This is a genomic window from Janthinobacterium saanense (assembly GCF_014200675.1).
GTDB lineage: Bacteria > Pseudomonadota > Gammaproteobacteria > Burkholderiales > Burkholderiaceae_D > Janthinobacterium.
Genome location: NZ_JACHCI010000009.1, coordinates 162,062 through 185,752 on the forward strand (window position 1 = coordinate 162,062; position 23,691 = coordinate 185,752).

The 23,691-nt window shown below is 60.2% G+C and carries 23 protein-coding genes; 19 read left to right on the top strand and 4 right to left on the bottom strand.

Annotation, left to right across the window (positions count from 1 at the left end; genetic code table 11):
- Positions 1 to 224 precede the first annotated feature (224 nt).
- From HDE72_RS14420 to HDE72_RS14445, 6 genes are read left to right on the top strand one after another with little or no spacing between them, the layout of a single operon-like run.
- Complete coding sequence (locus HDE72_RS14420) at positions 225 to 1,715, top strand: hypothetical protein (protein WP_183742014.1); 1,491 nt, start codon at positions 225 to 227, stop codon at positions 1,713 to 1,715.
- The gene (locus tag HDE72_RS14425) at positions 1,712 to 3,196 is read left to right on the top strand and encodes a hypothetical protein (RefSeq protein WP_260176695.1); all 1,485 of its coding nucleotides are present in this window, start codon (positions 1,712 to 1,714) and stop codon (positions 3,194 to 3,196) included. Before HDE72_RS14420 ends, HDE72_RS14425 begins: the two co-directional genes overlap by 4 nt.
- A gap of 51 nt (positions 3,197 to 3,247) precedes the next feature.
- Positions 3,248 to 3,682 carry a hypothetical protein gene (locus HDE72_RS14430; protein WP_183742017.1) on the top strand — a complete coding sequence of 145 codons (435 nt, stop codon included), beginning with the start codon at positions 3,248 to 3,250 and terminating at the stop codon, positions 3,680 to 3,682.
- 20 nt (positions 3,683 to 3,702) lie between these two features.
- Positions 3,703 to 7,380, top strand: a complete 3,678-nt coding sequence (locus tag HDE72_RS14435; protein WP_183742026.1) for a tubulin-like doman-containing protein — start codon at positions 3,703 to 3,705, stop codon at positions 7,378 to 7,380.
- 56 nt (positions 7,381 to 7,436) lie between these two features.
- A complete protein-coding gene (locus tag HDE72_RS14440; RefSeq protein WP_183759317.1) occupies positions 7,437 to 8,549 on the top strand; it encodes a hypothetical protein in 1,113 nt (370 codons plus the stop codon).
- A 20-nt stretch (positions 8,550 to 8,569) separates the two neighbouring features.
- The gene (locus HDE72_RS14445; protein ID WP_183742030.1) at positions 8,570 to 9,304 is read left to right on the top strand and encodes a hypothetical protein; all 735 of its coding nucleotides are present in this window, start codon (positions 8,570 to 8,572) and stop codon (positions 9,302 to 9,304) included.
- Here the strand turns inward: HDE72_RS14445 and trmL are convergent.
- Positions 9,301 to 9,771 carry a tRNA (uridine(34)/cytosine(34)/5-carboxymethylaminomethyluridine(34)-2'-O)-methyltransferase TrmL gene (gene trmL / locus HDE72_RS14450; RefSeq protein WP_183742031.1) on the bottom strand — a complete coding sequence of 157 codons (471 nt, stop codon included), beginning with the start codon at positions 9,769 to 9,771 and terminating at the stop codon, positions 9,301 to 9,303. The two genes, HDE72_RS14445 and trmL, sit on opposite strands and share 4 nt — an antisense overlap.
- 38 nt (positions 9,772 to 9,809) lie before the next feature.
- The gene (locus HDE72_RS14455) at positions 9,810 to 10,547 is read right to left on the bottom strand and encodes a ComF family protein (RefSeq protein ID WP_183742032.1); all 738 of its coding nucleotides are present in this window, start codon (positions 10,545 to 10,547) and stop codon (positions 9,810 to 9,812) included.
- A 57-nt stretch (positions 10,548 to 10,604) separates the two neighbouring features.
- On the opposite strand from HDE72_RS14455, the gene HDE72_RS14460 reads away from it, so the two are divergent.
- The 7 genes from HDE72_RS14460 to HDE72_RS14485 all read left to right on the top strand — a co-directional run bounded on the left by HDE72_RS14460 (position 10,605) and on the right by HDE72_RS14485 (position 16,713).
- Complete coding sequence (locus HDE72_RS14460; RefSeq protein ID WP_260176697.1) at positions 10,605 to 11,522, top strand: methyltransferase domain-containing protein; 918 nt, start codon at positions 10,605 to 10,607, stop codon at positions 11,520 to 11,522.
- A 464-nt stretch (positions 11,523 to 11,986) separates the two neighbouring features.
- Entirely contained in the window at positions 11,987 to 13,195 is a 1,209-nt protein-coding gene (gene coxB / locus HDE72_RS14465) for a cytochrome c oxidase subunit II (RefSeq protein ID WP_183742033.1), read from the top strand.
- Between the two features lie 13 nt (positions 13,196 to 13,208).
- Positions 13,209 to 14,810, top strand: a complete 1,602-nt coding sequence (gene ctaD / locus HDE72_RS14470) for a cytochrome c oxidase subunit I (RefSeq protein ID WP_183742035.1) — start codon at positions 13,209 to 13,211, stop codon at positions 14,808 to 14,810.
- 55 nt (positions 14,811 to 14,865) lie between these two features.
- Complete coding sequence (locus HDE72_RS27585) at positions 14,866 to 14,997, top strand: cytochrome oxidase small assembly protein (protein WP_221291274.1); 132 nt, start codon at positions 14,866 to 14,868, stop codon at positions 14,995 to 14,997.
- On the top strand, positions 14,994 to 15,578 hold the full coding sequence (locus tag HDE72_RS14475) for a cytochrome c oxidase assembly protein (RefSeq protein WP_183742037.1): 585 nt from the start codon (positions 14,994 to 14,996) through the stop codon (positions 15,576 to 15,578). Before HDE72_RS27585 ends, HDE72_RS14475 begins: the two co-directional genes overlap by 4 nt.
- A complete protein-coding gene (locus HDE72_RS14480; RefSeq protein ID WP_183742039.1) occupies positions 15,575 to 15,787 on the top strand; it encodes a DUF2970 domain-containing protein in 213 nt (70 codons plus the stop codon). Before HDE72_RS14475 ends, HDE72_RS14480 begins: the two co-directional genes overlap by 4 nt.
- 65 nt (positions 15,788 to 15,852) lie before the next feature.
- Positions 15,853 to 16,713 carry a cytochrome c oxidase subunit 3 gene (locus HDE72_RS14485; protein WP_183742041.1) on the top strand — a complete coding sequence of 287 codons (861 nt, stop codon included), beginning with the start codon at positions 15,853 to 15,855 and terminating at the stop codon, positions 16,711 to 16,713.
- A gap of 112 nt (positions 16,714 to 16,825) precedes the next feature.
- Here HDE72_RS14485 and HDE72_RS14490 read toward each other — a convergent pair whose 3' ends face one another.
- Positions 16,826 to 17,026 carry a twin transmembrane helix small protein gene (locus HDE72_RS14490; protein WP_183742043.1) on the bottom strand — a complete coding sequence of 67 codons (201 nt, stop codon included), beginning with the start codon at positions 17,024 to 17,026 and terminating at the stop codon, positions 16,826 to 16,828.
- A gap of 78 nt (positions 17,027 to 17,104) precedes the next feature.
- Here HDE72_RS14490 and HDE72_RS14495 point away from each other — a divergent pair, with 78 nt between their 5' ends.
- The 6 genes from HDE72_RS14495 to HDE72_RS14520 are packed head-to-tail and all read left to right on the top strand — an operon-like array spanning position 17,105 to position 22,244.
- Complete coding sequence (locus HDE72_RS14495) at positions 17,105 to 17,809, top strand: SURF1 family protein (protein ID WP_311735235.1); 705 nt, start codon at positions 17,105 to 17,107, stop codon at positions 17,807 to 17,809.
- Positions 17,790 to 18,428 carry an SCO family protein gene (locus HDE72_RS14500; RefSeq protein WP_409254968.1) on the top strand — a complete coding sequence of 213 codons (639 nt, stop codon included), beginning with the start codon at positions 17,790 to 17,792 and terminating at the stop codon, positions 18,426 to 18,428. The genes HDE72_RS14495 and HDE72_RS14500 overlap by 20 nt, the downstream gene beginning before the upstream one ends.
- A gap of 29 nt (positions 18,429 to 18,457) precedes the next feature.
- Positions 18,458 to 19,627, top strand: a complete 1,170-nt coding sequence (locus tag HDE72_RS14505; protein WP_183742149.1) for a COX15/CtaA family protein — start codon at positions 18,458 to 18,460, stop codon at positions 19,625 to 19,627.
- Entirely contained in the window at positions 19,628 to 20,521 is an 894-nt protein-coding gene (cyoE, locus tag HDE72_RS14510; RefSeq protein WP_183742047.1) for a heme o synthase, read from the top strand. It begins immediately after the preceding gene.
- Positions 20,522 to 20,543: 22 nt separating this feature from the next.
- Positions 20,544 to 21,140, top strand: a complete 597-nt coding sequence (locus HDE72_RS14515; RefSeq protein ID WP_183742049.1) for an SCO family protein — start codon at positions 20,544 to 20,546, stop codon at positions 21,138 to 21,140.
- A gap of 45 nt (positions 21,141 to 21,185) precedes the next feature.
- Entirely contained in the window at positions 21,186 to 22,244 is a 1,059-nt protein-coding gene (locus HDE72_RS14520; protein WP_183742051.1) for an AI-2E family transporter, read from the top strand.
- Here the strand turns inward: HDE72_RS14520 and HDE72_RS14525 are convergent, their stop codons facing one another.
- Positions 22,245 to 23,585: a hemolysin family protein gene (locus HDE72_RS14525; protein ID WP_183742053.1), complete on the bottom strand. Its 1,341-nt coding sequence runs from the start codon at positions 23,583 to 23,585 to the stop codon at positions 22,245 to 22,247.
- Positions 23,586 to 23,691: the final 106 nt, after the last annotated feature.

Below are 23,691 nucleotides of genomic sequence, written 5' to 3' on the forward strand. Positions count from 1 at the left end.
TGCGCCCGCACAAAGATGCACTCATTTGTTACATTTACAATATCAATGGAAATGTGATCGGCGTGGTCAATGTTTCCAGAAGGATAAAAAAGCGTTACTATGATCAGCATGCCACGGCTGAGCGAAAATCAGCCGCAGCGCGTAGTGCCGCCTTTCCTGTTAGGTCATAATTTACGCCACACGCCACGTCCCATGGCGGTCATCGTTTGCGACAGAAGAAATCAATGGATCATAAAACCACGGGAGAATGGCTGCTGCAGTCCGGCGTATGGATCGCCGATGAAGCGCAGTCAGGCTTGCAATTCAAGCGTAGTGCCTTGGGTCATGCGGTGTCGCCGCGCCTGGACGCCGACGATATCGGGCAACTGATGCGTACCCACCGTCTGCCTGACGATGCCGACGTGCATTTCCCACCTGAATTCCAGTACAGTCCCTTTACGGGCATCGCCCTGAAGACGCCGATCCAGAGCGGGCAGGCCAGCGCCTGGGTGCCGCCGTTTGGCGCGCGTGCCATCAACAGCAGCGCCATGCCGGGCGCCATCGGCTTGCGCCAGACGGGGCAAGCGCTGAAGCTGGCGCGCAGCCCTGCGCGCGAGGCGTCGGCCGACGCTGGCGCCAACGCCGATCCAGACGTCAGCATACCCGCGCCGCCGCCTGGCGAATATGCATTTTTTTCGGCCCGCTTCGGCACCACTGGCGCCGCCTTGCTGGCGCTCGATGCGCGCAAGGGGTCTTTGTATAGCTGGCTGCCAGGACAGAAACTCTGGCTGGCGCTGGAGTCAACGCAAGGCGGCTTGCTGTCTGAATGCCTGCTGGGCGAGATGGCCTGGCGCGCCGAGTTGGCCAGCGGCTACAATAGCCGCCTGTATGTGCCCAGTGGCCATGGCCTCGCTTGCATCACCGCCGATTTCCCCTCGCTCAGTTATCAGGTCGAGCATCTGGGCGACGCGCCATCGGTGGCGGCGCCGATCTGGTTCCAGAGCCGCTTGTGGGCGCCGCTGCAGGGCGAAGACGGCTCGATTCGCTTTCTCAATCTCGATATACATAACGTGGTGGGTGCTGAAGTGGTGCTCGAGGGCGCCATTGCGCTGGGCAAAGTCAGCGCGCCTGTGGCCTATGGCCGCAGCGTGATCTGGCCGTGCGAACATGGCCAGCTGCGCTTGCAGCAGCGCCAGGATGGCAGCATGGTGGCGAACTGGACCCCATGGCCGGACGGCTTGCTGCCGCAATTCGATTTTGGCTGCCCCTATCTGTCGCGCGATGGTGACCTGTGGCAACTGTGCTTTGACAGCGGCAGCGACCGTTATGGTTATCTGAAACTCGGGACGGTGAGCGAGTTCGCCGTGGCGATGGAGCCGCGCCTGTGCTCGGGCAGCTTTAATTACCGTTTTTCCACCAAACTTAAAAGCGCGCCGTGGCAAGAGCCGGAACAGGGCGACGATGGCGGCAGCAGCAAGTCGGTGATGCCGCTGCTGGAAGCCGGTGACAGCGTGCTGGGCGTGCGTTTCGATACGCGCGTCAGCCTGGACACCGTGCTGCGCTCGAAAGAGCGCATGTATGCCACCCTGGTGCAGGATGACGAAGTGCGCATACTGCCTTTCCACACCTTTTTTGTCGATGAGCCGTGGCGCATGCGCTTGTTCACGCACCAGGGCACCTTGTGGGCGTATCACCCGTCGCTGGGCCGCATCGATGGCTGGAAATTGCAAGCATGATGGTTTCCCTGCCCCGATTATTGCGCTGCATCATCGCCGTGGCTGCCCTGTCGCTGGGCTTGTCATCACAGGCGGCCGGCATCCAGCAAGCTTTCCTGGTGCAAAACTCGGGCTGGATGGAGCCGTTTTATACGGACCCGCAATCGCAGTTGAAAGCGCTGGTGGGCGCCGTGGCGCAGGCGGCCAGCACGCCTGACGATCCATTGTTCCTGCTGGCCTTTAGCCAGAGCAATGGCGGCAATGTCTCGCCTGCGCTGCTGGGACAAGGCCGTGGCGCGGCCGCCATCGCGGGCCAGCTGGCGCCGCTGGGCCTGGCGCGCAAGGGCAGCGGCCATGCGCTGGCCGACACGGATTTCCAGGAAGCCGTGACAAAAACCATCACCGGCCCTTTTCGTTCGGCATCCGGCATCGTATGGATTTTTACGAACAACAAGAATAGCCCGAATAACGACAGCCAGACGGCCGAGCGCAACCGCGACTTTTACCGCTTGCTGCATCTGGAACCATCGATCACCAAGACCCTGGTGTATGCCTTGCGCATGCCGGTGCAGGGCAAGCTTTACAGCGCCAGGGGTTTGATGGTGTATGCGCTGGCGTATGGCCAGCCGGCCGCCGAAGCGCTCAACCGCATCCAGGCCGAGGGCCGCTTGTCGCAAGTGCTGACGCGCGCGCCGGCCCGCTTGAAACCGGTCGACCAGGACGCCGTGCGCATCGTGCCGCAATCGGTGCAGAACAGCGCCAATGTACACGCCAGCCTGGGCCGCGACGGGCGCACCATCGTGCTCGACGTTGACGCCGAGAAACTGGTGCCCAGGGTGGTCTTGCAGGCGTCCTTGCAAAACATGTTTTTCCCGTATGTGATCGAACACGCCACCGTGCAAGCCACCCTGGCGGGCCAGGCCGCGCCGCTGCAGGTGAGCCCGGGCGAGATCAGCGGCTTGTTGCCAGGCGCCAGCCAGAAGGTGGAAGTGCGGTTTGACTTGCCGATGGCGCAGATTCCTTCGCCATGGTCGGCCCAGGCGCTGGCCGCGATGGGCAAGCAAGTGCTGCTGCCGATGAAGGCGACCGTGGGCCTGACGGGCCAGAAGTTGGCCCTGTCACCGGAGTTTTCGCACGAGTTGCAGGATTTGTTCCCTGGCGACCCGATTTCGGAAGTATTTACGCCGCCCGACAGCGTGCGCGCTTCGCAAGCGACGGTGCCGCTGCTGGTGCGCATCCAGTATCCGCTGTTGCCGGTGCTGCTGATCACCGGCGCAATTTTGCTGCTGTTGCTGGCTTTTTTGCTGTTTGGCGTGCTATCGACCAGCAGCAAGCGCTATCGGATCGTGGTCAATGGTCTGCCGCGCCAGGTTTTGCTGAAACCATACAAGAGTCTCGTCATCAAAGATGATGGCGGGCGCGAGATAGGCACCTTGCGGCGCGGTCTGGGCAAGCCCGTCATCGTGCGCGTTGCCGATGGCCAGACGCTGGTGCTGGGCTAAGCCCGCATCTCCTTTACCCCTGATGACACTACCCTTCTTTCGAGGCAGACGATGGCACAAGATACTCCCAAAGACAATGCAGGCTTCACCTTGCCAGCCCCAGCGAGCACGCCCACGGAAGCCAGCGTAGCTGCCGCTTCGGCCACCACGGCCAGCGTCGAGGCGCCCGCCACGCTCGACCCGGCCAGCGCCACCGATACCTCGGCGCGCGATACCCTGATCGGCGGCGCCGTGCTGCTGCTGCTGTTGATAGCCTTTTTCTTTGCCAAGAATGCGTATGCGAATGGCCTGGTGGGCAAGCGCTTGCCGCCCAACAAGGCCAACGCCTCGGGCTGGTGGCTGTTCATTTTCCTGGCCAGCCTGGCCACCGCCGTCGTGCTGGCAGCCGTCAATGCGCATAAATTCCTCGCGCCGTTGTTCATGGGACCGCTGCTGCTGGTGGGCCTGGTGGCGCTGGTGCTGACGTTTACTTCCAGCCGTAACTAAAATTGAGCGGGCCACATACCATGTCAGACACCTTGAACCAGACCGTCGGCGCGCAAGGCGAGCGCAAGCAGGACAAGATCATCGATTTGCGCCCCACGCTGTTCATCGGCGTGGGCGGTACCGGCATGCAAGTGCTGATGCGCGTGCGCCGGCGCATCCTCAACACCTTGTGGGGCAATGCCGGCCAGCGCACGCGCGTCGAGAACCTGACCGAGTTTCCCGTCGCCCAGTTCATCCATTTCGATCTCGACAATGGCGCGCTGGTGGAAAGCGGCGAATCGCAGGCGCAAGACCTGCAGTTCGACTTGCTGAAATTTACCGATGATGAAAAAGTGGTCGGGTCCTTTGATGCAGACAAATATAGCCGTGATGACGATTCGCTGGAACGTTATCCGCATATCAAGGAGTGGCTGCCGCTGACGCCGCAGAAAATCCGCGACCTGAACTTCGACATGCAGTCGGGTGCGGGCCAGGTGCGCGCCGTATCGCGTTTGTATTTCTTCGATAAATACAGCAAGGTGCGCGACAAGATCCGCCTCAAGCTGAAAACCCTGAAGGCGGGCCTGTCGCACGAGCGCCAGCTGAGCGAACTGGGCCTGCGCATGGAAACGCGTCGCTTCCGCATCGTGGTGGTGGGCTCGGTGGCCGGCGGTACCGGTTCCGGTTCCTTCCTCGACATGGGTTATCTGGCGCGCTGGATCGCCAGGACTGAAGTCGATCAAGCGGATGTGGAGCTGATGCTGTTCTTGCCCAGCGGCTTTAGCAAGAACAACAAGGACAGGACCGAGGGCAATGCTTATGCAGCGCTGATGGAACTGGAGTCGGCGATGATGGGCAACAAGAACTATCTGAGCCGCTGGGAGGATGTTGAGCATCCCTCATTGACGAGCGTGCCCTACAACGAAGTATTTCTGGTCGATTCGGGCAATTTGGCCCAGCAGCACACGGACAGCATCGACGACATCTATCACATGGTGGCCGATTCCCTGTTCGAAGACTTTGCCTCGGCCGATTTTGCCCGCGCCAAGCGCTCGATCGCCGTCAACCAGGCGCAGCACAAGAATTCCATGTACAAGGCACCGGTGCCGCAAAACCGCTTCGGCGACATGCGTTTGTATTTCTCCAGGCGTTTTTCCTCGTTCGGCATGGCCGTGCTCGATACGCGCCAGGAAGCGGCGCGCGACGAACGCGCCCATCGCTGGGCCGGCGCCATGTTGAAAGCCTTCTTTGGCGTCGGCGGCGTGGACGCCGGCGTCAACCGCGCCAATGACGATCAGCGCAATACCTTTTTGGCCGCCCACATGGGCTTGCGTCCTACGCCTTTCAACGATTTCCCTGGCTTTTCCGACAAGAGCATCGAACTGAAGCGTTCCAACGGCGCGTTCGAGGATTTCCAGATCGTCGACGATTTGCTGGCCGAGCGCCAGGGCAGCTTGCTCAGTGGCGTGGAAGACCGTGTCAACCGCCGCATCGATGACATCCGCACCGGTTACGACCGCAAGGAATGGCCGGCGCAGGTGCGCGACGCCATGCGCCAGCTTGAACGCGACGCCGTGCGTGACCAGGATTCCACGGCCGACACGACGGAAGACCGCATCGCCAAGCGGCGCCAGGAATTGTTCGAAAACATCAAGAAAGTCGTGCGCGACCAGTTGTATGGCTACCTGGACAACAAGCAGTTTGGCGGCCTGGAGTATGTGCTGTCGCTGGTGGAACAGATCAAGGACCGTATCGAAGCGCCAGGCAGCGGCTTGATCGCCCAGATCGACACCAATGCCGAACGTTATCGCGAAATCAAGGAAGCCTTGCGCACGCGCGAGTATGAGCGTTTGCTGAACAATCTGGAGCAAACGCGCGGCGGCATGTTCAGTGGCGTGTTCGGCAGTGGCGAGAAACAGGCGGGCGTGGTGATCGACCATTTACGCACCGAGATCGCCAATACGCTCAAATTCCATTTGCGCGGGCGCGCGGCCGAAGAAGCCGTGCTGCTGCTGCGCGATGTGTCGCGCTGGCTGGGCAACCGCACCGGCGTCGACAGCCAGGGCCGCGCCGTCTGGAATGGCCTGGTGGGCGAATTGCAGATCGGCCGCGCAGGCGTGCTCGACATGCTGGAGCAATTGCAGACGGCCAATGTGATCGTGCAAAAGGATTTAAAGAAAGACCATGCCACCGCCATCGTGGTGCCTGTTACCGTGCGCGACATCGTCATGCCGGCCCCGGCCACCTTGCGTGAGTGGGCCGATGAAGCGTTCCAGGATATTGGCGGTTCCAAAACCCTGTTCCCCATGCTCGGTGAACCGGCCCAGCGCACGGAGATATTGAACAAGGTCAAGCGCATGGCGGAAAACCGCCTGGCCAGCATGGGCGTCAACGATGGCGGTGCTGCCCAGCCAGATCCCCTGTTTGACGCGCTGGAACAGATGGAGCCAGGCCGGCGCCAGGATTATTTCCGTAAATTGCTGGCCTGCGCCATGCCGTGGATCGACGCCAATATGGTGGGCGAATTCACGGTGGCGGCTGACCAGTACAAATGCGTGATTGGCGTGGCGGGCGCGCAAGCGTTCAAGGCCAGGTTTGGCGCCGAAATTTATGCCTGCGTGCAAACCCAGGCCGGCATCACCAGCAGCCAGGTGGAAATCGTGGAAACTGGCATCCAGGGCCGCGCCGTGGCGTATTGCGAACTGGCCGGCGTGCCGATGACGGTGCTGCGCGGCCTGGAAGGCTGGCGTACCAGTTATCGCAAGGAAAGCGATAACGACAAGGCGCCGATCCACACGCATATCGACACGACCCAGTTCAATCATCCGATCGCGCCAAGTACGGATGAAATACGGCGTCTGGCCGAAGATTTCAGCTTGTTCCTGAAAGCCATCATGCTGGGCGTGCTGACGCGCCACAACGGCCGCGTGGTGCCGCTGGGGCAATACCTGTTTGCCATGGGCCGTGGCGACATGCGCCGCATCGGCAATGAGCGTTCGATACGCCAGAACGGCTTATTGTCCGTCTTCCGCGGCTTGATCGAAGAGCGCGTGGCCGCCCGCCTGGCCGAATTCGACGACGTGCAGACGGTCGCCTTGGCCGCGCTGGCCAGCTATTACGCCAGCAATGTTTATACGCCGCGCCTGGTCGACATGACGGGTGGCGGACAGCTCGACAACAAGGGCTTCGGCAACGCCATCGCCAATGAAATCGCTGGCGACCTGCGCGAAAGCGCGCGCCGCAAGGGCATGACGGATAGCGAAATCAAGCGCCAGGAAGAAAAGCTGCTTGACAACCTGAAGCTGTGGGCCAATGTGATCGCCGATTCCGATGCCGATGCGCATGAATGGGAAGTGCGCGAAGCCGATGAAGATGGCTTGCCGCGCCTGAAATACGCGCTCAAGCCGGAAGTGCTGGAAACGGGAACCTTGCAAGCGCTGTTTGCGCCAGCGCCTGTGTTTGCCGCGCCATCCCTGAATGGCGCTCCGCCACCACTGCTGGAATACCAGTATTTCCTTGGTATCGATGGCAAGCAGCAGGGGCCGTTCACGGCCCAGCATATCGTGCAGTTTGTGCGCGCCGGGCAAATTGTGCCGGCCGCCACCAAGGTCTGGCGCGAAGGTTTGCCGGCCTGGGTGGAACTGGCGCAGTTCCCGGAACTGGCTGCTTTACTGTTGAGTGCTCCGCCACCCTTGATGACGCCGCCGCCGTTGCTTTGAATGAAGGAAGTGTTGTGATCAAGTGTGTCAAGTGCCCAGGGATGCTGGTGGAGGGCGTGCCATTCTGTCCATTTTGCGGGCAGGCCGTCGCCGGCGTTGCTGCGCCCAAGGCGCCACCGGCGCCGGTAAAAACCGAGCCGAAAACCGAAACAAAGGTCGCGCCTGTCGCCGTGTCCAGGCTGCCGCCCAAGCTTGAAACTAAAATCGAGGCCAGGCTTGAACCCAAGCTTGCACCGGCAGCGAAGCCGCTTGCGCCGCCACCGGAACGTCTGCCCGCCAAACAATGGCCGCGCTGGCTGGCCGGTTTGATCGTGGCAGGCTTGGCTATCGTCTATATCAACGACAAGTTTTCTAACAAGCAAGATACTTTATGTAATGACGCCATCGACAGTGGCCTGGCGCTGGTGAGCAAGGGCAGCTTCGATGGTGCGCGCGTCAAACTGTCGGAAGCGCAGAATGTCTGCACCGGCAAGTCCGGCGCCAAGGTGGACGACTTGCAGGCGGCAATCAGCAAGGCCGTGGCGGGTTCTGGCGGCTGCCAGCGCAGCGTGCGGGCCATCGAACGCGATTTGAATGCCCGCCGTTTGCAAAGTGTGGTCAAAGCGCTTGCCGCGCTCGATACTGATTGTGCGGGTGCCTCGACGGTAGACCAGTTGCGCAAGCAGCTGGCACGCCAGCAGGCGGCAGCCGCGTCGATACAGGTGGGCGTGCGTCAGGCGCTGGATAGCAAGGATGGTGCGGCGGCAAGGAGCGGCATCGTCAAGCTGGAAGCGCTCGACCGCGAGTATCCTGAGCTGGCGCAATTGAAGGCAGACTTGCAAGCCTTGACGGCAGCCGCTGCGCCAGCGCCCGAACCTGTGCCCGCGCCAGCCCGGGTGATAGAGACGGCGCCAGCGCGCCCGATACAAAGTGAACCTGCGCCGCCCAGCGTGGTCGAACGTGTAAGCCCGGCGCCCGTCGACAATGGCGCGGCCATGCGCAAGGAGATGGCCTTGTCCTTTTTGCGCGATGCCGAACGGTCGATGAACGACGGTAAATTTGACGCCGCCAAGACTTACCTGGACAGCGCGCGCCGCGTTGATCCTGATAATGCGCGCATCGACAACTTGTCGCGCCGCATCCGTGAGCGCGAGCGGCAAGTGCTGCAAACGGAAACGACGATCAAATAAGAAAATCACCGGGGAGTTTCATGCTGAACAAGACCACCGTGCAGACCACTGCCGCATTGACACTGGCCGCCATGCTGGCCGGCTGCGCCACGGCACCCATGCATCCGAATGGTGTGCGCCAGGATAACAGCCAGTATCCGCAGGCTGCCGATGCAGATCCTTGCAGCGTGGGTACGACGGCGGCCGCTGGTGCAGCCGTGGGCGCCTTGCTGGGCGCCCTGGTCAGCGGCAAGAACGGCGCGTTGAAAGGCGCGGCCATCGGCGGTGGTTTGGCCGCCGCCGGTTGCCTGGCCTTCAACGTCAATTCACGCCAGACCAAGACGGCGGCCCAGGCTGACCGCGACTATATCCGCGCCCGTGGTTCGCTGCCGCGCGAGCCGCAAGTGGTGTCGTACACGCCGCAGCTGAGCGCCGGCACCGTCAAGCGCGGCCAGCCTTTCAAAGTCACTTCCGTGGTAGAGCTGGTCAATGGCAGCGCGCAAAACGTCACCGATGTGCGCGAAGAACTGGTGGTGCTGGACCCGCAAGGCCAGCCCTTCAAGTCAGGCTCGAAAGAATTGTCCAGCACCAGCAAGTCGGGTGGACGCTTTGAAAATTCGTTCGAGCTGACCTTGCCGCCCGGCGTGTCGCAGGGCGTGTACGGCGTCAAGACCAATCTGTACGTGAACGGCAAACTGGCCGCCACGCGCGACATGCGCACGCAGCTGGTGATACTTGACACAGATCATAAGGCCCCACAACTGGCCTTGCGTTAACTTCCTCCCGCGTAGCCGTGCTGGCGCCAGGCTTCATAGACAACCACGGCGACGGTATTGGACAGGTTCAGGCTGCGGTTGTCCGGGCGCATCGGCAGGCGGATGCGTTGTTCGGCAGGAAAACCGTCGCGCAGGGCAGGGTCCAGGCCCTTGGTTTCCGAACCGAATACAAACACGTCGCCAGGTAAAAAGGCGACGTCGCCGAACGGGCGTGAACCGCGCGTGGTCATGGCGAACATGCGCGCCGGGTCAGGTTGCGTGTCAGCCAGGAAAGCTGCCCAGTTCTTGTGCACTTTCATGTTGGCATAATCGTGGTAATCGAGGCCGGCGCGTTTCATCTTGGAATCGTCGAGCGGAAAGCCCAGTGGTTCGACCAGATGCAGTTGCGCGCCCGTGTTGGCGCACAGGCGGATGACGTTGCCCGTGTTGGGCGGGATTTCAGGTTCTACCAGGACGACGTGAAACAAGATGCTCTCCTCAAATACGACAGTTCAATAAAGTTCGTTTAATGCGGTGGCGTGCGCGCCATCACCAATATCGTGACCCTGGCTGCGCCATGCCGCTTGAAGGCGGCGGCCAGCGCGTCTGCCGTGTGGCCGCTGCTCATCACGTCGTCGACGATGCCGACATGGCCGCCGCGCACCCTGGCCGCGTGTTCGGGCGCCACCACAAAGGCGCGCACCAGATTGGCTTGCCGCTTGCGTGGCTCCAGAGCGCTTTGCGCCCTGGTGTCGCGCACCCGGATGGCCAGCCTGGGCAGCAAGGGAATGGCCAGCGCCCGCGCCAGCGGCCGGGCAATTTCCAGCGCCTGGTTAAAGCCCCGCTCGGCCAGGCGGGCAGGGCCCAGCGGCACGGGACACAGCCATTGCGGCGCTTGCCACTCTGTTTGCTGCTGCACCGCGTCCACCAGCAGCTGCGCAAACAGCGGCGCCAGCGCCAGGCGGGCGCCGAATTTCAGCTGCAATAGCAACTGATCGACGGGCGCCGCGTAATCGGCCGCCGTCACGGTGGCGTCATAGGCAGGCGGATGGCGCAGGCAGCGGCCGCACAAGGTGGACACATCATCGAGCGGATTGGCGCAGCGGCGGCAGCGGGGGCGAAGCTGGCCCAGGTATTGCGCGCGGCACGGCGCGCACAGCACTTGCGCACAAGCACCGCCGCACAGCGCGCACTGGGCCGGCAGCAGGCGCGAGCTCAGCGATTGCAGCGCAGTGGCTACCACCTGGTAAAAGCCGCTCCCCATCGCGATGGCCCCGTTCCATGTACACTGCCGACATTATCTCATCTCACCCGATTGCCCATGTCAGTTCCCACCAGTCCGCCTAAAATGAGTGCGCCCATCGATGCGGTGCAAGTACGCGATTTATTTTCCCGTCCGGCGCGGATTGCGCCATCGGACTTTTTGCGCCGCGAAGTGTCCAAGCGCATGCATGAACGCCTGGAACTGGTAAAAATCACCCCCTTGCGCGTGCTTGACGCCGGTTGCGGCGCCGGCGCCGACCTGGCGCAGCTGCACAAGGATTATCCGGCCGCGCAGATTATCGGCCTCGATGCATCGCAAGCGATGTTGCAGGCGGCGCGCGGACCCGCGTCCAAACTGTCTGGTCTGAACCAGTTCCTCAGCAAATTGTTGCCTTCGAAAACGGGCGTGGACTTGCTGTGCGGCGACTTGGGCGACTTGCCGCTAGCCGCCAACAGCATCGACCTGGTATGGTCCAACCTGGCGCTGCACTGGCATGCCCAGCCCGACCGCGTGTTTGCCGAATGGCGGCGCGCGCTGCGCCTCGATGGCTTGCTGATGTTTTCCTGTTTCGGTCCCGACACTTTCCGCGAGGTGCGCGACGCGTTTGCGCAAGCGGATCTGTTCCCCCACGCGCTGCCCTTTGTCGACATGCACGACTTTGGCGACATGCTGGTCGAGACCGGTTTTTCCACGCCCGTGCTGGACATGGAAATCATCACCGTCACCTATGACACGGCTGAAAAACTGCTGGCCGACGTGCGCGCCTTTGGCGGCAATCCCTTGACCACACGCCGCCGCAGCCTGATGGACAAGGCGGCCTGGCAGCGCATGCTGGACGCGCTGGAAAAGATGCGCCGGCCCGACGGCAAGCTGGGCCTGAGTTTTGAAGTCATCTATGGCCACGCTTTCCGCCCGGCGCCGCGCGTCACGCGCAATGGTGAAGCGATCATCCAGTTTACGCCGCGCAAGCCCTGATCTTTGCAGGAGGCACCGCCTCGCGCCGCCATTCCATCTTTATCCAACTAGCAAGTGTTGCAAAGCGCGCCAGCGTTGGCACGGGTGCGCGCACACTCGCTGATTATTGTTGATGCATTCAACTTTTCTTGCTTATAATCGTTGATTGTTTGTCAGCTTGTTAAGCCATAAAAACAAGTGGCCAGAAAAAAATTATCAAACAAAGCAAGATTATTAGAAGTTACTGCATTAGTATAGTAACCATCTTGCACGCAGGGCCATGGTTGGCCGTGCAAGAAAAATAGAATTCCAGCATGGTTGTTCGTACTAGACTTTGTGTGTGCAAACAGCATGGGATTTGCTGGTGCTTGGCACTCGCGGCGGCATGAATGCCGCGATGCTTTCCTGGAGGAGCGGCAGCGGTGTAACACGGAGCTTTCCGCAGCCGTTTAAAATATCATTATTTTTGGGTGGTTGGGGAAAACATGAAACATGCAAAGCGATTGCTATCGTTGATGCTCGGGCTGTCGCTGACAGCGCTAGGCGTCGGGCGATGGGCCACGGCGGCACCGGCTGCCAGTACCTATCCCGGCACCGGTGGTCCCAGGCCGTTGGAGCTGAATCTGCAACCGCCGGCAACACAGATTGCCCACGAAATCTACGATCTGCACACCTGGATGATGATCATCTGCCTGGTGATCTTCGTGGCCGTGTTTGGCGTCATGTTTTATTCGATCTTCAAGCACCGCAAGTCCGTGGGCCACAAACCGGCCACTTTCCACGAAAGCACCACCGTCGAGATCGCCTGGACCGTCGTGCCTTTCCTGATCGTCATCGGCATGGCCTTGCCTGCCACGCGCACCGTGGTCGGCATGAAAGACACGTCCAACGCCGACCTGACCATCAAAGCGACTGGCATGCAGTGGAAATGGGGCTATGATTATCTGAAGGGTGAAGGCGAGGGCATTTCCTTCCTGTCCAACCTGGCCACACCGCGCTCGCAAGTGGGCGCGCCTGGCATGCCGCCAACCGAGAAACGCGGCGAAAACTATCTGATCGAAGTCGACAATGAACTGGTGGTGCCGGTGCACAAGAAGGTCCGCATGGTGCTGACGGCCAATGACGTGATCCATGCCTGGTCCGTGCCGGCGTTCGGCGTGAAACAGGATGCGATTCCCGGTTTCGTGCGCGATACCTGGTTCAAGGCTGACCATATCGGCACCTTCCGCGGCAATTGCGCTGAACTGTGCGGCAAGGAACACGCTTTCATGCCCATCGTCGTGAAAGTCGTCTCGGCAGAAGATTACAAGGTGTGGGTGGATGGCAAGCTGAAAGAAATGGCGGCACTGGCCGATGATCCGAACAAGACCTGGACCATCGACGAGTTGAAGGTCAAGGGTGAAAAAGTCTATACAGCCAACTGTGCAATGTGCCATCAGGCGACAGGCAAGGGTGTACCGGGCACGTATGCGCCACTCGATGGTTCGGCCGTGGTGAACGGTCCGAAGGCGGAACAGATCCATGTTTTGTTGAACGGGCAAAAGAGCGGCAAGTACCAGGTTGAAATGCCATCCTGGAAACAACTGTCTGACACGGATATCGCGGCAGTGATCACTTACACGCGCAATAACTGGTCGAACAAGGCCGAAGAAAATATCGTTCAACCAGCCGAAGTCGTGGCTGCACGCAAGTAATCAGGAGCTGTCTATGAGCACGAGTATCTTGGATCAGGCCGGTCACGACCATCATGACGACCACGCGCATCACGATCACCCTAGCGGCTGGCGCCGCTGGCTGTTTGCCACTAACCATAAGGATATCGGCACGCTTTACTTGTGGTTCTCGTTCATCATGCTCATGTCGGGCGGCGTGCTGGCCCTGATGATACGTACGGAACTGTTCCACCCTGGCTTGCAGTTCTTCCACCCTGAATTCTTTAACCAGCTGACCACCATGCACGGCCTGGTGATGGTGTTCGGCGCCATCATGCCGGCCTTCGTCGGCTACGCCAACTGGATGATCCCGCTGCAGGTGGGCGCGTCCGACATGGCGTTTGCGCGCATGAACAACTTCTCGTTCTGGCTGCTGCCGCCGGCGGCGCTGCTGCTGGCCACGTCTTTCCTGGTGCCAGGTGGCGCCACGGCTGCCGGCTGGACTTTGTATGCGCCGCTGTCGACGCAGATGGGCCCTGGCATGGATATGGCGATTTTCGCCATGCATCTGATGGGCGCCTCGTCCATCATGGGCTCGATCAACATCATCGTCACCATCCTGAACATGCGCGCACCGGGCATGACCCTGATGAAAATGCCGATGTTCTGCTGGACCTGGCTGATCACCGCCTATCTGTTGATCGCCGTCATGCCTGTGCTGGCCGGCGCCATCACCATGACCCTGACGGACCGCCACTTCGGCACCTCGTTCTTTAATGCGGCAGGCGGCGGCGACCCCGTCATGTACCAGCACATCTTCTGGTTCTTCGGCCACCCCGAGGTCTACATCATGATCTTGCCGGCCTTCGGCATCGTCTCGCAAATCCTGCCCGCGTTTGCCCGCAAACCGCTGTTCGGTTATGCCTCGATGGTCTACGCCACGGCCTCGATCGCGATCCTGTCCTTCATCGTCTGGGCGCATCACATGTTTACTACCGGCATGCCGGTGACCAGCCAGCTGTTCTTCATGTATGCCACCATGCTGATCGCCGTGCCGACGGGCGTCAAAGTGTTCAACTGGATCGCCACCATGTGGAAGGGTTCGATGACCTTCGAGACGCCGATGCTGTTCGCGGTAGGTTTTATTTTTGTGTTCACCATCGGCGGTTTCACAGGCTTGATCCTGGCCGTCACGCCGATTGACATCCAGTTGCAGGATACCTATTACGTGGTGGCCCACTTCCATTACGTGCTGGTGGCCGGCTCGCTGTTTGCCCTGTTCGCCGGTTTCTATTACTGGAGCCCGAAATGGACTGGTCATATGTACAACGAAACGCGCGGCAAGATTCACTTCTGGCTGTCGCTGATCACGTTTAACGTGACCTTCTTCCCGATGCACTTCCTGGGCCTGGCCGGCATGCCGCGCCGCTACGCCGATTATCCGGCGCAGTTCACGGACTTCAATATGGTCGCTTCGATAGGCGCCTTCGGTTTCGGCTTCATGCAAGTGTACTTCCTGCTGTTCGTGGTCTTGCCGACCATACGCGGCGGCAAGGCTGCCGAAGCCAAACCATGGGAAGGCGCGGAAGGCCTGGAATGGACCGTACCGAGTCCGGCCCCGTTCCACACCTTTGAAACGCCGCCGACAGTGAAATAATCCCGGTAGCACGGGCCGGCGTGTTCGCCGGCCCGCTTTGAATAAAGTGCCTGCCATGACCGACCTTGATACTGCGCGTAATACTGAGCGCAAGAAACCCAATAACCTGCGTACCGGACTGATACTGGCTGCCTTGGCCGCCTTCTTCTTCCTGTCTGTGTTCGCCAAGCGGCTGTGGCTGTCGTGACAACGCCAGAACAACAGGAAACACGCGGACTGAACCGCAAGATGCTGGGCAAGCTGGTGGTGATTGCCTGCGTGATGTTTGGCTTTGGTTATGCCCTGATTCCCGTCTACAAGCAAATTTGCGAAGTGATGGGCATCAATGTGCTGACGCAAAAAGATGGCACGGTAGCTTACGACAACAATACCCAGGTCGATACCACGCGCAGCATCACCGTCGAATTCGACGGCAATGCGCAGGGGCCATGGCGTTTCCGGCCTGTCGTGTCGTCCATGCAAGTGCATCCGGGCGAGCTGGCCACCGTCATGTATGAAGTGGTCAATACGCAAGACCGCACCGTCAATGCACAGGCGATACCCAGCTATGCGCCGCAGAGCGCAACGCCGCATTTCAAGAAGGTCGAGTGTTTCTGTTTCAAGCAGCAAACCCTGAAACCGCATGAGGCGCGCCAGATGCCAGTGGTGTTCTTCCTCGATCCCGCCCTGCCGAAAGAGGTCAAGACCATCACCCTGTCGTACACGTTTTTCGAGATCGCCGGGCTGAGCAAGGCGCCGGCGCCCTCCGTTCAGCAGGGTAATTTATGATTGACGAGAAGCCCGCCAAACCGCCACAGGCCTCTTTCCTGTATTCGCTCAGGGCAGTGGTCTGGTCGTTTACGGGGCTGCGCCGCAAGAGCGATTTCGATACGGATTCGGCCAGGCTCAATCCCGTACACGTGGTGATCGCGGCGCTGCTGGCCGTGGCTTGCCTGATCGGCATTTTGATTACGATCGTCAAATTTGTCGTTCCATAATCAGTGATTCAATAAGTTCTCTATAACAAATAAAAACCACCCTACAAGTTTTTGAGGAGATGATGATGAGTTCCAACCATGCCGCCGTCCCGTATTATTTTGTGCCCGGGCCTTCGCGCTGGCCCCTGCTGGGCGGCGCCAGCCTGCTGTTGACCATGATAGGCGCCTCGGCCTGGGTCAACGATGTGTCGTGGGGACCGTATCTGAACCTGGCTGGCATAGCCGGCATCTTGCTGGTGCTGTACTTCTGGTTTGGCGACGCCATCGGCGAATCCGAAAAAGGCTTGTATAGCGAGCGCATCGACCACTCCTTCCGCTGGAGCATGAGCTGGTTCATCTTTTCCGAAGTCATGTTCTTTGGCGCCTTCTTTGGCGCCCTGTTTTATGCGCGCAGCATCTCGATGCCGTGGCTGGGCGACCTCGATAACAAGCTGATCTGGCCAGACTTTTCTGCCCACTGGGGCAATACGGGGCCGGCCGGCACGGTACAGGACTTCGTCACCATGACGCCGTTCTGGATACCGACGATTAACACCGCGCTACTGCTGCTGTCGGGCGTCACCCTGACCATCTCGCATCATGCGCTGCGCGCCGGCCACCGCAGTGTCACGGCCCTGTTCCTGTTCGCTACCATAGCGCTGGGCGCCGTCTTCATGGGTTTCCAGGTGTATGAATATGTGCATGCCTACAGCGAGCTGAATTTGAAATTGACGTCGGGCATCTACGGCGCCACCTTCTTCATGTTGACGGGATTCCACGGTTTCCACGTGACCATGGGCGCCATCATGCTGTCGGTGATTTTGTACCGCGTGCTGAAAGGCCACTTTACGCCCGAGCAGCACTTCGGCTTCGAAGGCGCCGCCTGGTATTGGCACTTTGTCGACGTCGTCTGGCTGGGCCTGTACGTGGTCGTGTATTGGTTATAATGACGGGGCAGGGCGCGCGCTGTTGAACTGTGCGCCCATAGAAAAAAGCCGTGCCGGGATATCCCGGGTACGGCTTTTTTCTTGGTTTGAGAATTTTGCTAATGCGGCAATATTAGTGGATGCCCGTTGGCTGGATATAGCCGAGCTTGTACGCCAGCAAGATCAGCAGGAACAGGGTAATTGAAAAGCCTACGCGCATGGCCAGCGCCTGCACGGTGCGGTTGCTCTTGCCCTTGTCGCGCATCAGGAAAAACAGGGCTGAGCCCAGGCTGGCCAGTATCAGGATAAAGGCAATCGCGACGATGATTTTCATGGATGGCAAGGCCCTGTTTGAGGAGGTTCCATTGTAATGCGTATACGCTTCCGTTTTAGATGGATACCCTTTGTTGTAATGCTGCTACTGGTGGCGCTGGGCATATCTCTGGCGCAATGGCAGCAGCGCCGCGCCGAAGAAAAACTTGCCCGCGCCGCGAAATTGGAAACGGGCAACCTGGCCGCGCCGCTGGTGCTGACGGCGGCACCGCTGTCGCCTGCTGAAGCGCCAGCCATGGAATTTCGCCGCGTCAGCGTCACCGGCCACTTTGTGCCCGCCTGGACGGTGTATCTGGACAACCGCCCCTACCACGGCCAGGCCGGCTTCCACGTGCTGACGCCATTCCAGATTGACGGTTCCGGCATGCATGTGCTGGTGGCGCAGGGATGGTTGCCGCGCAATAATGTCGAGCGCACGCGCATCCCCGACTACACAATGCCCACAGGCACTGTCACCATCAGCGGCATCGCGCGCCTGAATGCCGGCCACGTGATGCAACTGGGCACGGCGCCGCCGTTGACGCCGCAGGCCATCGTGCAAAATGCCGAGATCGCCCAGCTGGCCCAGGCCAGCGGCATGGCTTTCCAACCCATTTTGATAGAACAAACAGTCGACACCAACCACGCGCCAGCCATCAGCCAGCTTCCCGTACGCGACTGGCCCGCGCCCGACCTGGGCGCGGACAAGCACCGCGGCTATGCATTCCAGTGGTATGCGCTGGCTCTGATGGCCTTTTTATTTTTTGTTTTGACAGGATTTCGACGTGCAAACAAACAACCCTGAAATACAGCAAGGCAGCCAGGATCGGCATGAGCGGCAGGCGCAACATAGCGGCCGTTTGAAACTGCTGGCCGTGATCGCGGTGTGCGCTTTTCCCATCGTCGCTTCCTACCTGACGTATTACGTGATCAAGCCCACGGGCCGCACCAATTATGGCGCGCTGATCGACCCACGTTTGCATCCTATTCCTGAGGCGCAGCTGCATGTGACCGAGCTCGACGGCAAGGCCTCGCCCCTGGAACAATTCAAGGGCAAGTGGATCTTGCTGCAAACGGGGCCGTCCGATTGCCAGGAAGCATGCCAGAAGCAGCTGTTTTTCATGCAGCAGATGCGGCTGATGCAAGGCAAGGAAATGGAGCGCATCGAGCGCGTCTGGCTGGTGACGGATGCGCAACCGTTGGAAACCATGATCATGCGCGAATATGATGGCACCAATATGCTGCGCGTCAATGCCGACGCCTTGAAGGCCTGGCTGCCGGTGGACGCGGGCGACAGGGCAGAAGATCATCTGTATCTGATCGATCCGCTGGGCAACCTGATGATGCGTTTCCCGAAAGACGCCGATCCGGGCAAAGTGAAAAAAGATATCGCCAAGCTGCTCAAAGCTTCGGCGATCGGTTAAAGAAGAGCTTGATGTCTACTATGCCTACGATGCATTTTTCTGCACTGGCCCAACTGGGCCTGACCGGTTTACTGGTGGCCTTGCTGCCGCTGACCGTGGTCTGGATTTCGTCCGACGCGAATAAATACCGCAAGCTGGTCTGGGTCGCCGTGTTTTTGACCATCGACCTGATCATGTTCGGCGGCTTTACGCGCCTGTCCGATTCCGGCCTGGGTTGCCCGGACTGGCCAGGCTGCTATGGTTTGGCCAACCCTTTCCTGGCGCATGAGCATATCGTGGCGGCCGAAGCCTTGATGCCGACCGGACCCGTGACGGTGTTCAAGGCATGGATAGAAATGACGCACCGCTACCTGGCCATGGCCATTGGCGTGCTGATCGTGGCGATGATGGTGCAAGCCTGGCGCCAGTGGATCAAGCACCGCCGTGCCGAATTCGCCCCGGCCTTGCCGACGGCGCTATTCCTGTTCGTCTGCCTGCAGGGCGCGTTTGGCGCCTGGACCGTGACCATGAAGCTGCAACCGATCATCGTCACCATTCATTTGCTGCTGGGCATGGGGCTGCTGGCCTTGCTGACGTGGCTGGGCGGGCGCCAGGATAATGCCGTCTCGCCCGTGCTGCGCGCCGATGCCGATGTGGCCGTGCTGCGCCCCGTGCGTGCGCTGGCGATTTTCTCGGCCGTGCTGCTGACGGCGCAGATCGCGCTGGGCGGCTGGGTGAGCACCAACTACGCCACCCTGGCCTGCACGGATTTCCCCCTGTGCGGCGGCAAGGTGATACCGGAGATGGATTTTGAGCACGGTTTCCATTTGTGGCGCGAATTGGGCAAGACAGCCGCCGGCCACTATCTGCCATTTTCCGCGCTGACGGCGATCCATTGGGTGCACCGCAATTTCGCCTTTTTCGTGCTGCTCGGCATAGGCTACACGGTCTATCGCGCCTGGTCCTTGCCCTCGCTGCGCACGCCAGCCCGCCTGATTGCCGTGGTGCTGGCCGTGCAAGCTTGCACGGGCCTGGCGACCATCTACCTGAACTGGCCGCTGGCGATTGCCGTGCTGCATAACGGTGGGGCGGCGCTGCTCGTGTTGTTGCTGACCATGTTAAACTACAAGGCTAAATTCCAACTCGATGTTGCGCGGACCTCCGCTTCCGCCGCCGCGACAGTGCCCCCGGCACTCGGCAGTATTTCCCGTACCCCATAAATGACTACACAGACACTCAGCCGTAAACCTGCCCCCAGAATCGCCCAGTATTGGGCGCTGACCAAGCCGCGCGTGACTCAATTGGCCGTATTTTGCGCCGTGATCGGCATGTTTTTGGCCAGCGACGAGATGCCGGACTGGCATGCCGTGGTGTTCGGCACCATCGGCATCTGGTTGCTGGCGGGCGCAGCGTTTGCCGTCAATTGCCTGGCAGAGCGCGAAATCGATGCGCGCATGGCCCGCACGGCGCGCCGTCCGATGGCCATGGGCGATATCTCCGTCAAGCAGACGGTGGTGTTCGCGCTGCTGATCGGCGGGCTGGGCATGGCGATTTTGTATTACCTGGTCAATCCGCTGACCATGTGGCTGACCTTTGTCACCTTTGTCGGCTACGCGCTGATCTATACCCTGATACTGAAACCGGCCACGCCGCAAAACATCGTCATCGGCGGCTTGTCTGGCGCCATGCCGCCTGCGCTGGGCTGGGCCGCTATTGCCAACGACGTGCCGATGCAAGCCTGGCTGCTGGTATTGATCATCTTTGTCTGGACGCCGCCGCATTTCTGGGCGCTGGCCATGTACCGCCGCGACGATTATGCCAAGTCCGGCCTGCCCATGCTGCCCGTCACGCACGGCCTGAAATTTACGCAATTTCACGTCTGGCTGTATTCGATCGCGCTGGCCGCCACCACCTTGCTGCCGTACGCCGTGCGCATGAGCGGCCTGATCTATTTATTTTCCGCCATCGCCTTGAACGCCGGTTTCCTGTATTACTCATGGAAGATGTACCGCCATTACACGGACTTGATCGCGCGCAAGGCTTTTACGTATTCCATCGTCTACCTGGCGTTGTTATTCCTGGCCTTGCTGATCGACCATTATTTCTTCTTCTAAGCCTCTTTCGAGCACGCTGACCATGAAAAAACGTTTTTATCTGCTGTTGACTGCTTTACTGACCACCGCCTTGCTGGCTGGCTGCGGCAAGCCGGAAGCGCCCAAGCCGGCGTTCAAGAATATGGATATCACGGGCGCCGCGTATGCGCGCGAATTTTCGCTGACCGACCACACCGGCCAGCGCCGCACCCTGGCTGACTACAAGGGCAAGCTGGTGCTGATGTTCTTTGGCTATACGCAATGCCCGGACGTTTGCCCCACCACCATGGCCGACATGGCCCAGGTGATGAAGGAAATGGGCCCGCAGGCAGACCAGGTACAAGTGCTGTTCGTCACCGTCGATCCTGAACGCGATACGCAGAAGTTGCTGGCCGAATACGTGCCAGCCTTCGACAAGCGTTTCGTGGGCCTGTATGGCACGCTAGCTGAAACGGCCAAGGTCGCCAAGGAATTCAAGGTCTATTACGCCAAGGTCGAGGGCGAAACCGACAGCAGCTACACGGTCGACCATACGGCTGGCACCTATGTATTTGACCGCGAAGGCAAGATCCGTTTGTTTATCCGCCACGGCGAAACCCCGGCCGCCGTCGCCCACGATCTTAAACTTCTGCTATCCTGATCCGGTCGCGCCCGTGGGGCGCCCTCTTCAGGATAATCGTGGCTTATGGAAAAACGTTTCGAGCCGTATGCCCGTCTGGCAGCCGTCATCTTTTTGGTGATCGGCTGCTTTTTTGTTTTGCGGCCCTTCCTGGCGGCGATGCTGTTTGCCGTCTGCGTCAGTATTTCCAGCTGGCCCTTGTATCTGCGCCTGCTGCATATGCTGAAAGGCCGGCGCAACCTGGCCGCCGCCATCATGACCGTCTCTTTGGTGCTGGTGGTGGTGCTGCCGTTGGTGCTGGTCACCTACAATCTGGCCGACAACGTTTCCCGCCTGGTTGACCAGATACGTGCCGCGCTGGAAGCGGGCGGCTTGCAACCGCCTTCCTGGCTGGCCGGCATTCCGCTGGTGGGCGAAACTATCGATGGTTATCTGCGCCGGCTGATCGGCGACCGCGAAGAATTGCTGAGAGTGGGCAAGACCTTGCTGGAACCGGCGCGCCATTTCCTGACTTCCGGCGGCATCGTGCTGGGCAGCGGTGTGGCGCAAACCAGCCTGGCTGTGTTCGTCAGCTTTTTCCTGTACCGCGATGGCCAGCAATTGCAGCTGGTCTTGCTCAAGGGCAGCACACGCATCATCGGCGACAGCGCACCGGGCGTGCTGCTGACGATTAGCCGCACCGTGCGCGGCGTGATGTATGGTTTGCTGGGCACGGCATTGGCGCAGGCGCTGGTGGCGGTGGCGGGCTTTTTGATCGCCGGCGTGCCGGCCGTGGCCCTTTTGGGCATCGCCACCTTTATTTTGTCGCTGGTGCCCGTGGGGCCGCCGCTGATCTGGGGCGGCGCCGCCATCTGGCTGTTCAACGAGGGCCATACGGGCTGGGGCATTTTCATGCTGGTGTGGGGCGCCTTGCTGATCAGCGGCGTAGACAATGTGGTCAAGCCCATGCTGATCAGCCGCGGCAGCAGCCTGCCATTCCTGCTGGTGCTGCTCGGTGTGCTCGGTGGCGTGCTGGCCTTTGGTTTCGTGGGCCTGTTCATCGGCCCGACTTTACTGGCGGTGCTGTACAGCCTGCTGCAAACCTGGACGGTGGGAGCAAGCTCCGTGCCGCAGGTGAAGGAATAGTTAGTCCCGCGAATCGGCGTCCAGATCCCGTTCCTGCTTCGGGATCACCTTGATCAGCACGATGCGGGGCCCGTTCATTTTCTTGACGACGATGTCGAAGTCGACAAAAGTGATGCGCTGGCCCTGTTTCGGGATATCACCCAGCTTGACCATGATCAAGCCGCCCACCGATTCCACGTCTTCCAGCCCCAGTTCCTCGTTTTCGATATCGATACCGAGGATGCGCTCGAGCGAAAAGATGGGCAGGCTGGCCTTGCCGATCAGGGTGCCGTCGCTTTGCTTGAGCCAATCGTTTTCATTGCGGCGGAATTCATCGCGGATTTCACCGACCATGGCGCCCAGCAAGTTATCGAGCGTAATAAAACCCAGTGGACGCTTGTTCTTTTCACCGATCAGCGCAAAGTGGGGCGCGCCGTCGCGGAAGCGGCGGAACAGTTCCAGCGCCGGCGTGCGCGCGGAAATGATGTCCACCGGACGCAAAAACGGCGTCAGCGAGGTGATCGGCTTGCCAGCCTGCTGCGCGAAAAACAAGTCTTTCAAGTGCACCACGCCCAGCACATCGTCGCCGTTGGTATCGAAATACGGGTAGCGGCTGAAGCGGTTGCGCAGCACCGTCTCCAGGTTTTCTGCCAAGCTTTGCGAGGCGTACAGGGCGCTTACTTCATTGAGCGGACGCATCAGGTCCGACACCGTCATTTGCTCGAAATCGAGCGACTGGGCCAGGATGTTGCGCTCGTCGCGCGTGAATTTCTCGCCGGGCTGGCTGGTGCGCAATATCAGTTTCAGTTCATCGGACGAGTAATGGGCGTCGTGGCTACCTTTGCCGGACAGACCTGCCACGCGCAGCACCCAGTTGGCGCTGCCGTTGAGCAGGTAGATGGCCGGGTACATGGTCCAGTAAAAGCCGTACAAAGGAATCGCGCTCCACAGGCCGATCGCTTCCGGGTTGCGGATGGCCAGCGATTTTGGCGCCAGTTCGCCCACCACGATGTGCAGGAAGGAAATCACGCTGAAGGCCAGCACGAAGGAAATACCGTGTATCAGTTCTGGCGAAGTGAGGCCGATGGTGGAGAACAAGGGTGTCACCAGGCCGGCAAAGGCCGGTTCCCCGACCCAGCCCAGGCCCAGCGAAGCGAGCGTGATGCCCAGCTGGCAGGCGGACAGGTAGGCGTCCAGCTGGCCATGCACCTTGGCCAGGATGCGTCCCCGTAGTCCCTGTGTCTTGGCGATGGCGCGTATGCGTGTGCGCCTTAATGTGACGATGCCAAATTCGGCGGCAACAAAAAAACCGTTCAGCGCGACCAGGAAGAGGGCGAGCAGGACTAGCAAGACATTGTGCATGGGGGCGCAATAAGATGGGCTATAAAAACGTCATCTTAAACGACGAAGGGCGGCATAACCTAATTTTGCCGCGTTCCCTGCGTCAATCTTGACCTTGACAAGCGCT

Excerpts from the sequence above, each read along its gene's own strand:
- HDE72_RS14505 (WP_183742149.1), top strand. The coding sequence starts at position 18,458 with ATGCATTTTTCTGCACTGGCCCAACTGGGCCTGACCGGTTTACTGGTG.
- ctaD (WP_183742035.1), top strand. The coding sequence starts at position 13,209 with ATGAGCACGAGTATCTTGGATCAGGCCGGTCACGACCATCATGACGAC.
- HDE72_RS14425 (WP_260176695.1), top strand. The coding sequence starts at position 1,712 with ATGATGGTTTCCCTGCCCCGATTATTGCGCTGCATCATCGCCGTGGCT.
- HDE72_RS27585 (WP_221291274.1), top strand. The coding sequence starts at position 14,866 with ATGACCGACCTTGATACTGCGCGTAATACTGAGCGCAAGAAACCCAAT.
- HDE72_RS14420 (WP_183742014.1), top strand. The coding sequence starts at position 225 with ATGGATCATAAAACCACGGGAGAATGGCTGCTGCAGTCCGGCGTATGG.
- HDE72_RS14455 (WP_183742032.1), bottom strand. The coding sequence starts at position 10,547 with ATGGGGAGCGGCTTTTACCAGGTGGTAGCCACTGCGCTGCAATCGCTG.
- HDE72_RS14430 (WP_183742017.1), top strand. The coding sequence starts at position 3,248 with ATGGCACAAGATACTCCCAAAGACAATGCAGGCTTCACCTTGCCAGCC.
- HDE72_RS14460 (WP_260176697.1), top strand. The coding sequence starts at position 10,605 with ATGTCAGTTCCCACCAGTCCGCCTAAAATGAGTGCGCCCATCGATGCG.
- HDE72_RS14445 (WP_183742030.1), top strand. The coding sequence starts at position 8,570 with ATGCTGAACAAGACCACCGTGCAGACCACTGCCGCATTGACACTGGCC.
- coxB (WP_183742033.1), top strand. The coding sequence starts at position 11,987 with ATGAAACATGCAAAGCGATTGCTATCGTTGATGCTCGGGCTGTCGCTG.
- HDE72_RS14515 (WP_183742049.1), top strand. The coding sequence starts at position 20,544 with ATGAAAAAACGTTTTTATCTGCTGTTGACTGCTTTACTGACCACCGCC.
- HDE72_RS14480 (WP_183742039.1), top strand. The coding sequence starts at position 15,575 with ATGATTGACGAGAAGCCCGCCAAACCGCCACAGGCCTCTTTCCTGTAT.
- HDE72_RS14485 (WP_183742041.1), top strand. The coding sequence starts at position 15,853 with ATGAGTTCCAACCATGCCGCCGTCCCGTATTATTTTGTGCCCGGGCCT.
- cyoE (WP_183742047.1), top strand. The coding sequence starts at position 19,628 with ATGACTACACAGACACTCAGCCGTAAACCTGCCCCCAGAATCGCCCAG.
- HDE72_RS14525 (WP_183742053.1), bottom strand. The coding sequence starts at position 23,585 with ATGCACAATGTCTTGCTAGTCCTGCTCGCCCTCTTCCTGGTCGCGCTG.
- HDE72_RS14435 (WP_183742026.1), top strand. The coding sequence starts at position 3,703 with ATGTCAGACACCTTGAACCAGACCGTCGGCGCGCAAGGCGAGCGCAAG.
- HDE72_RS14520 (WP_183742051.1), top strand. The coding sequence starts at position 21,186 with ATGGAAAAACGTTTCGAGCCGTATGCCCGTCTGGCAGCCGTCATCTTT.
- HDE72_RS14495 (WP_311735235.1), top strand. The coding sequence starts at position 17,105 with ATGCTGCTACTGGTGGCGCTGGGCATATCTCTGGCGCAATGGCAGCAG.
- HDE72_RS14490 (WP_183742043.1), bottom strand. The coding sequence starts at position 17,026 with ATGAAAATCATCGTCGCGATTGCCTTTATCCTGATACTGGCCAGCCTG.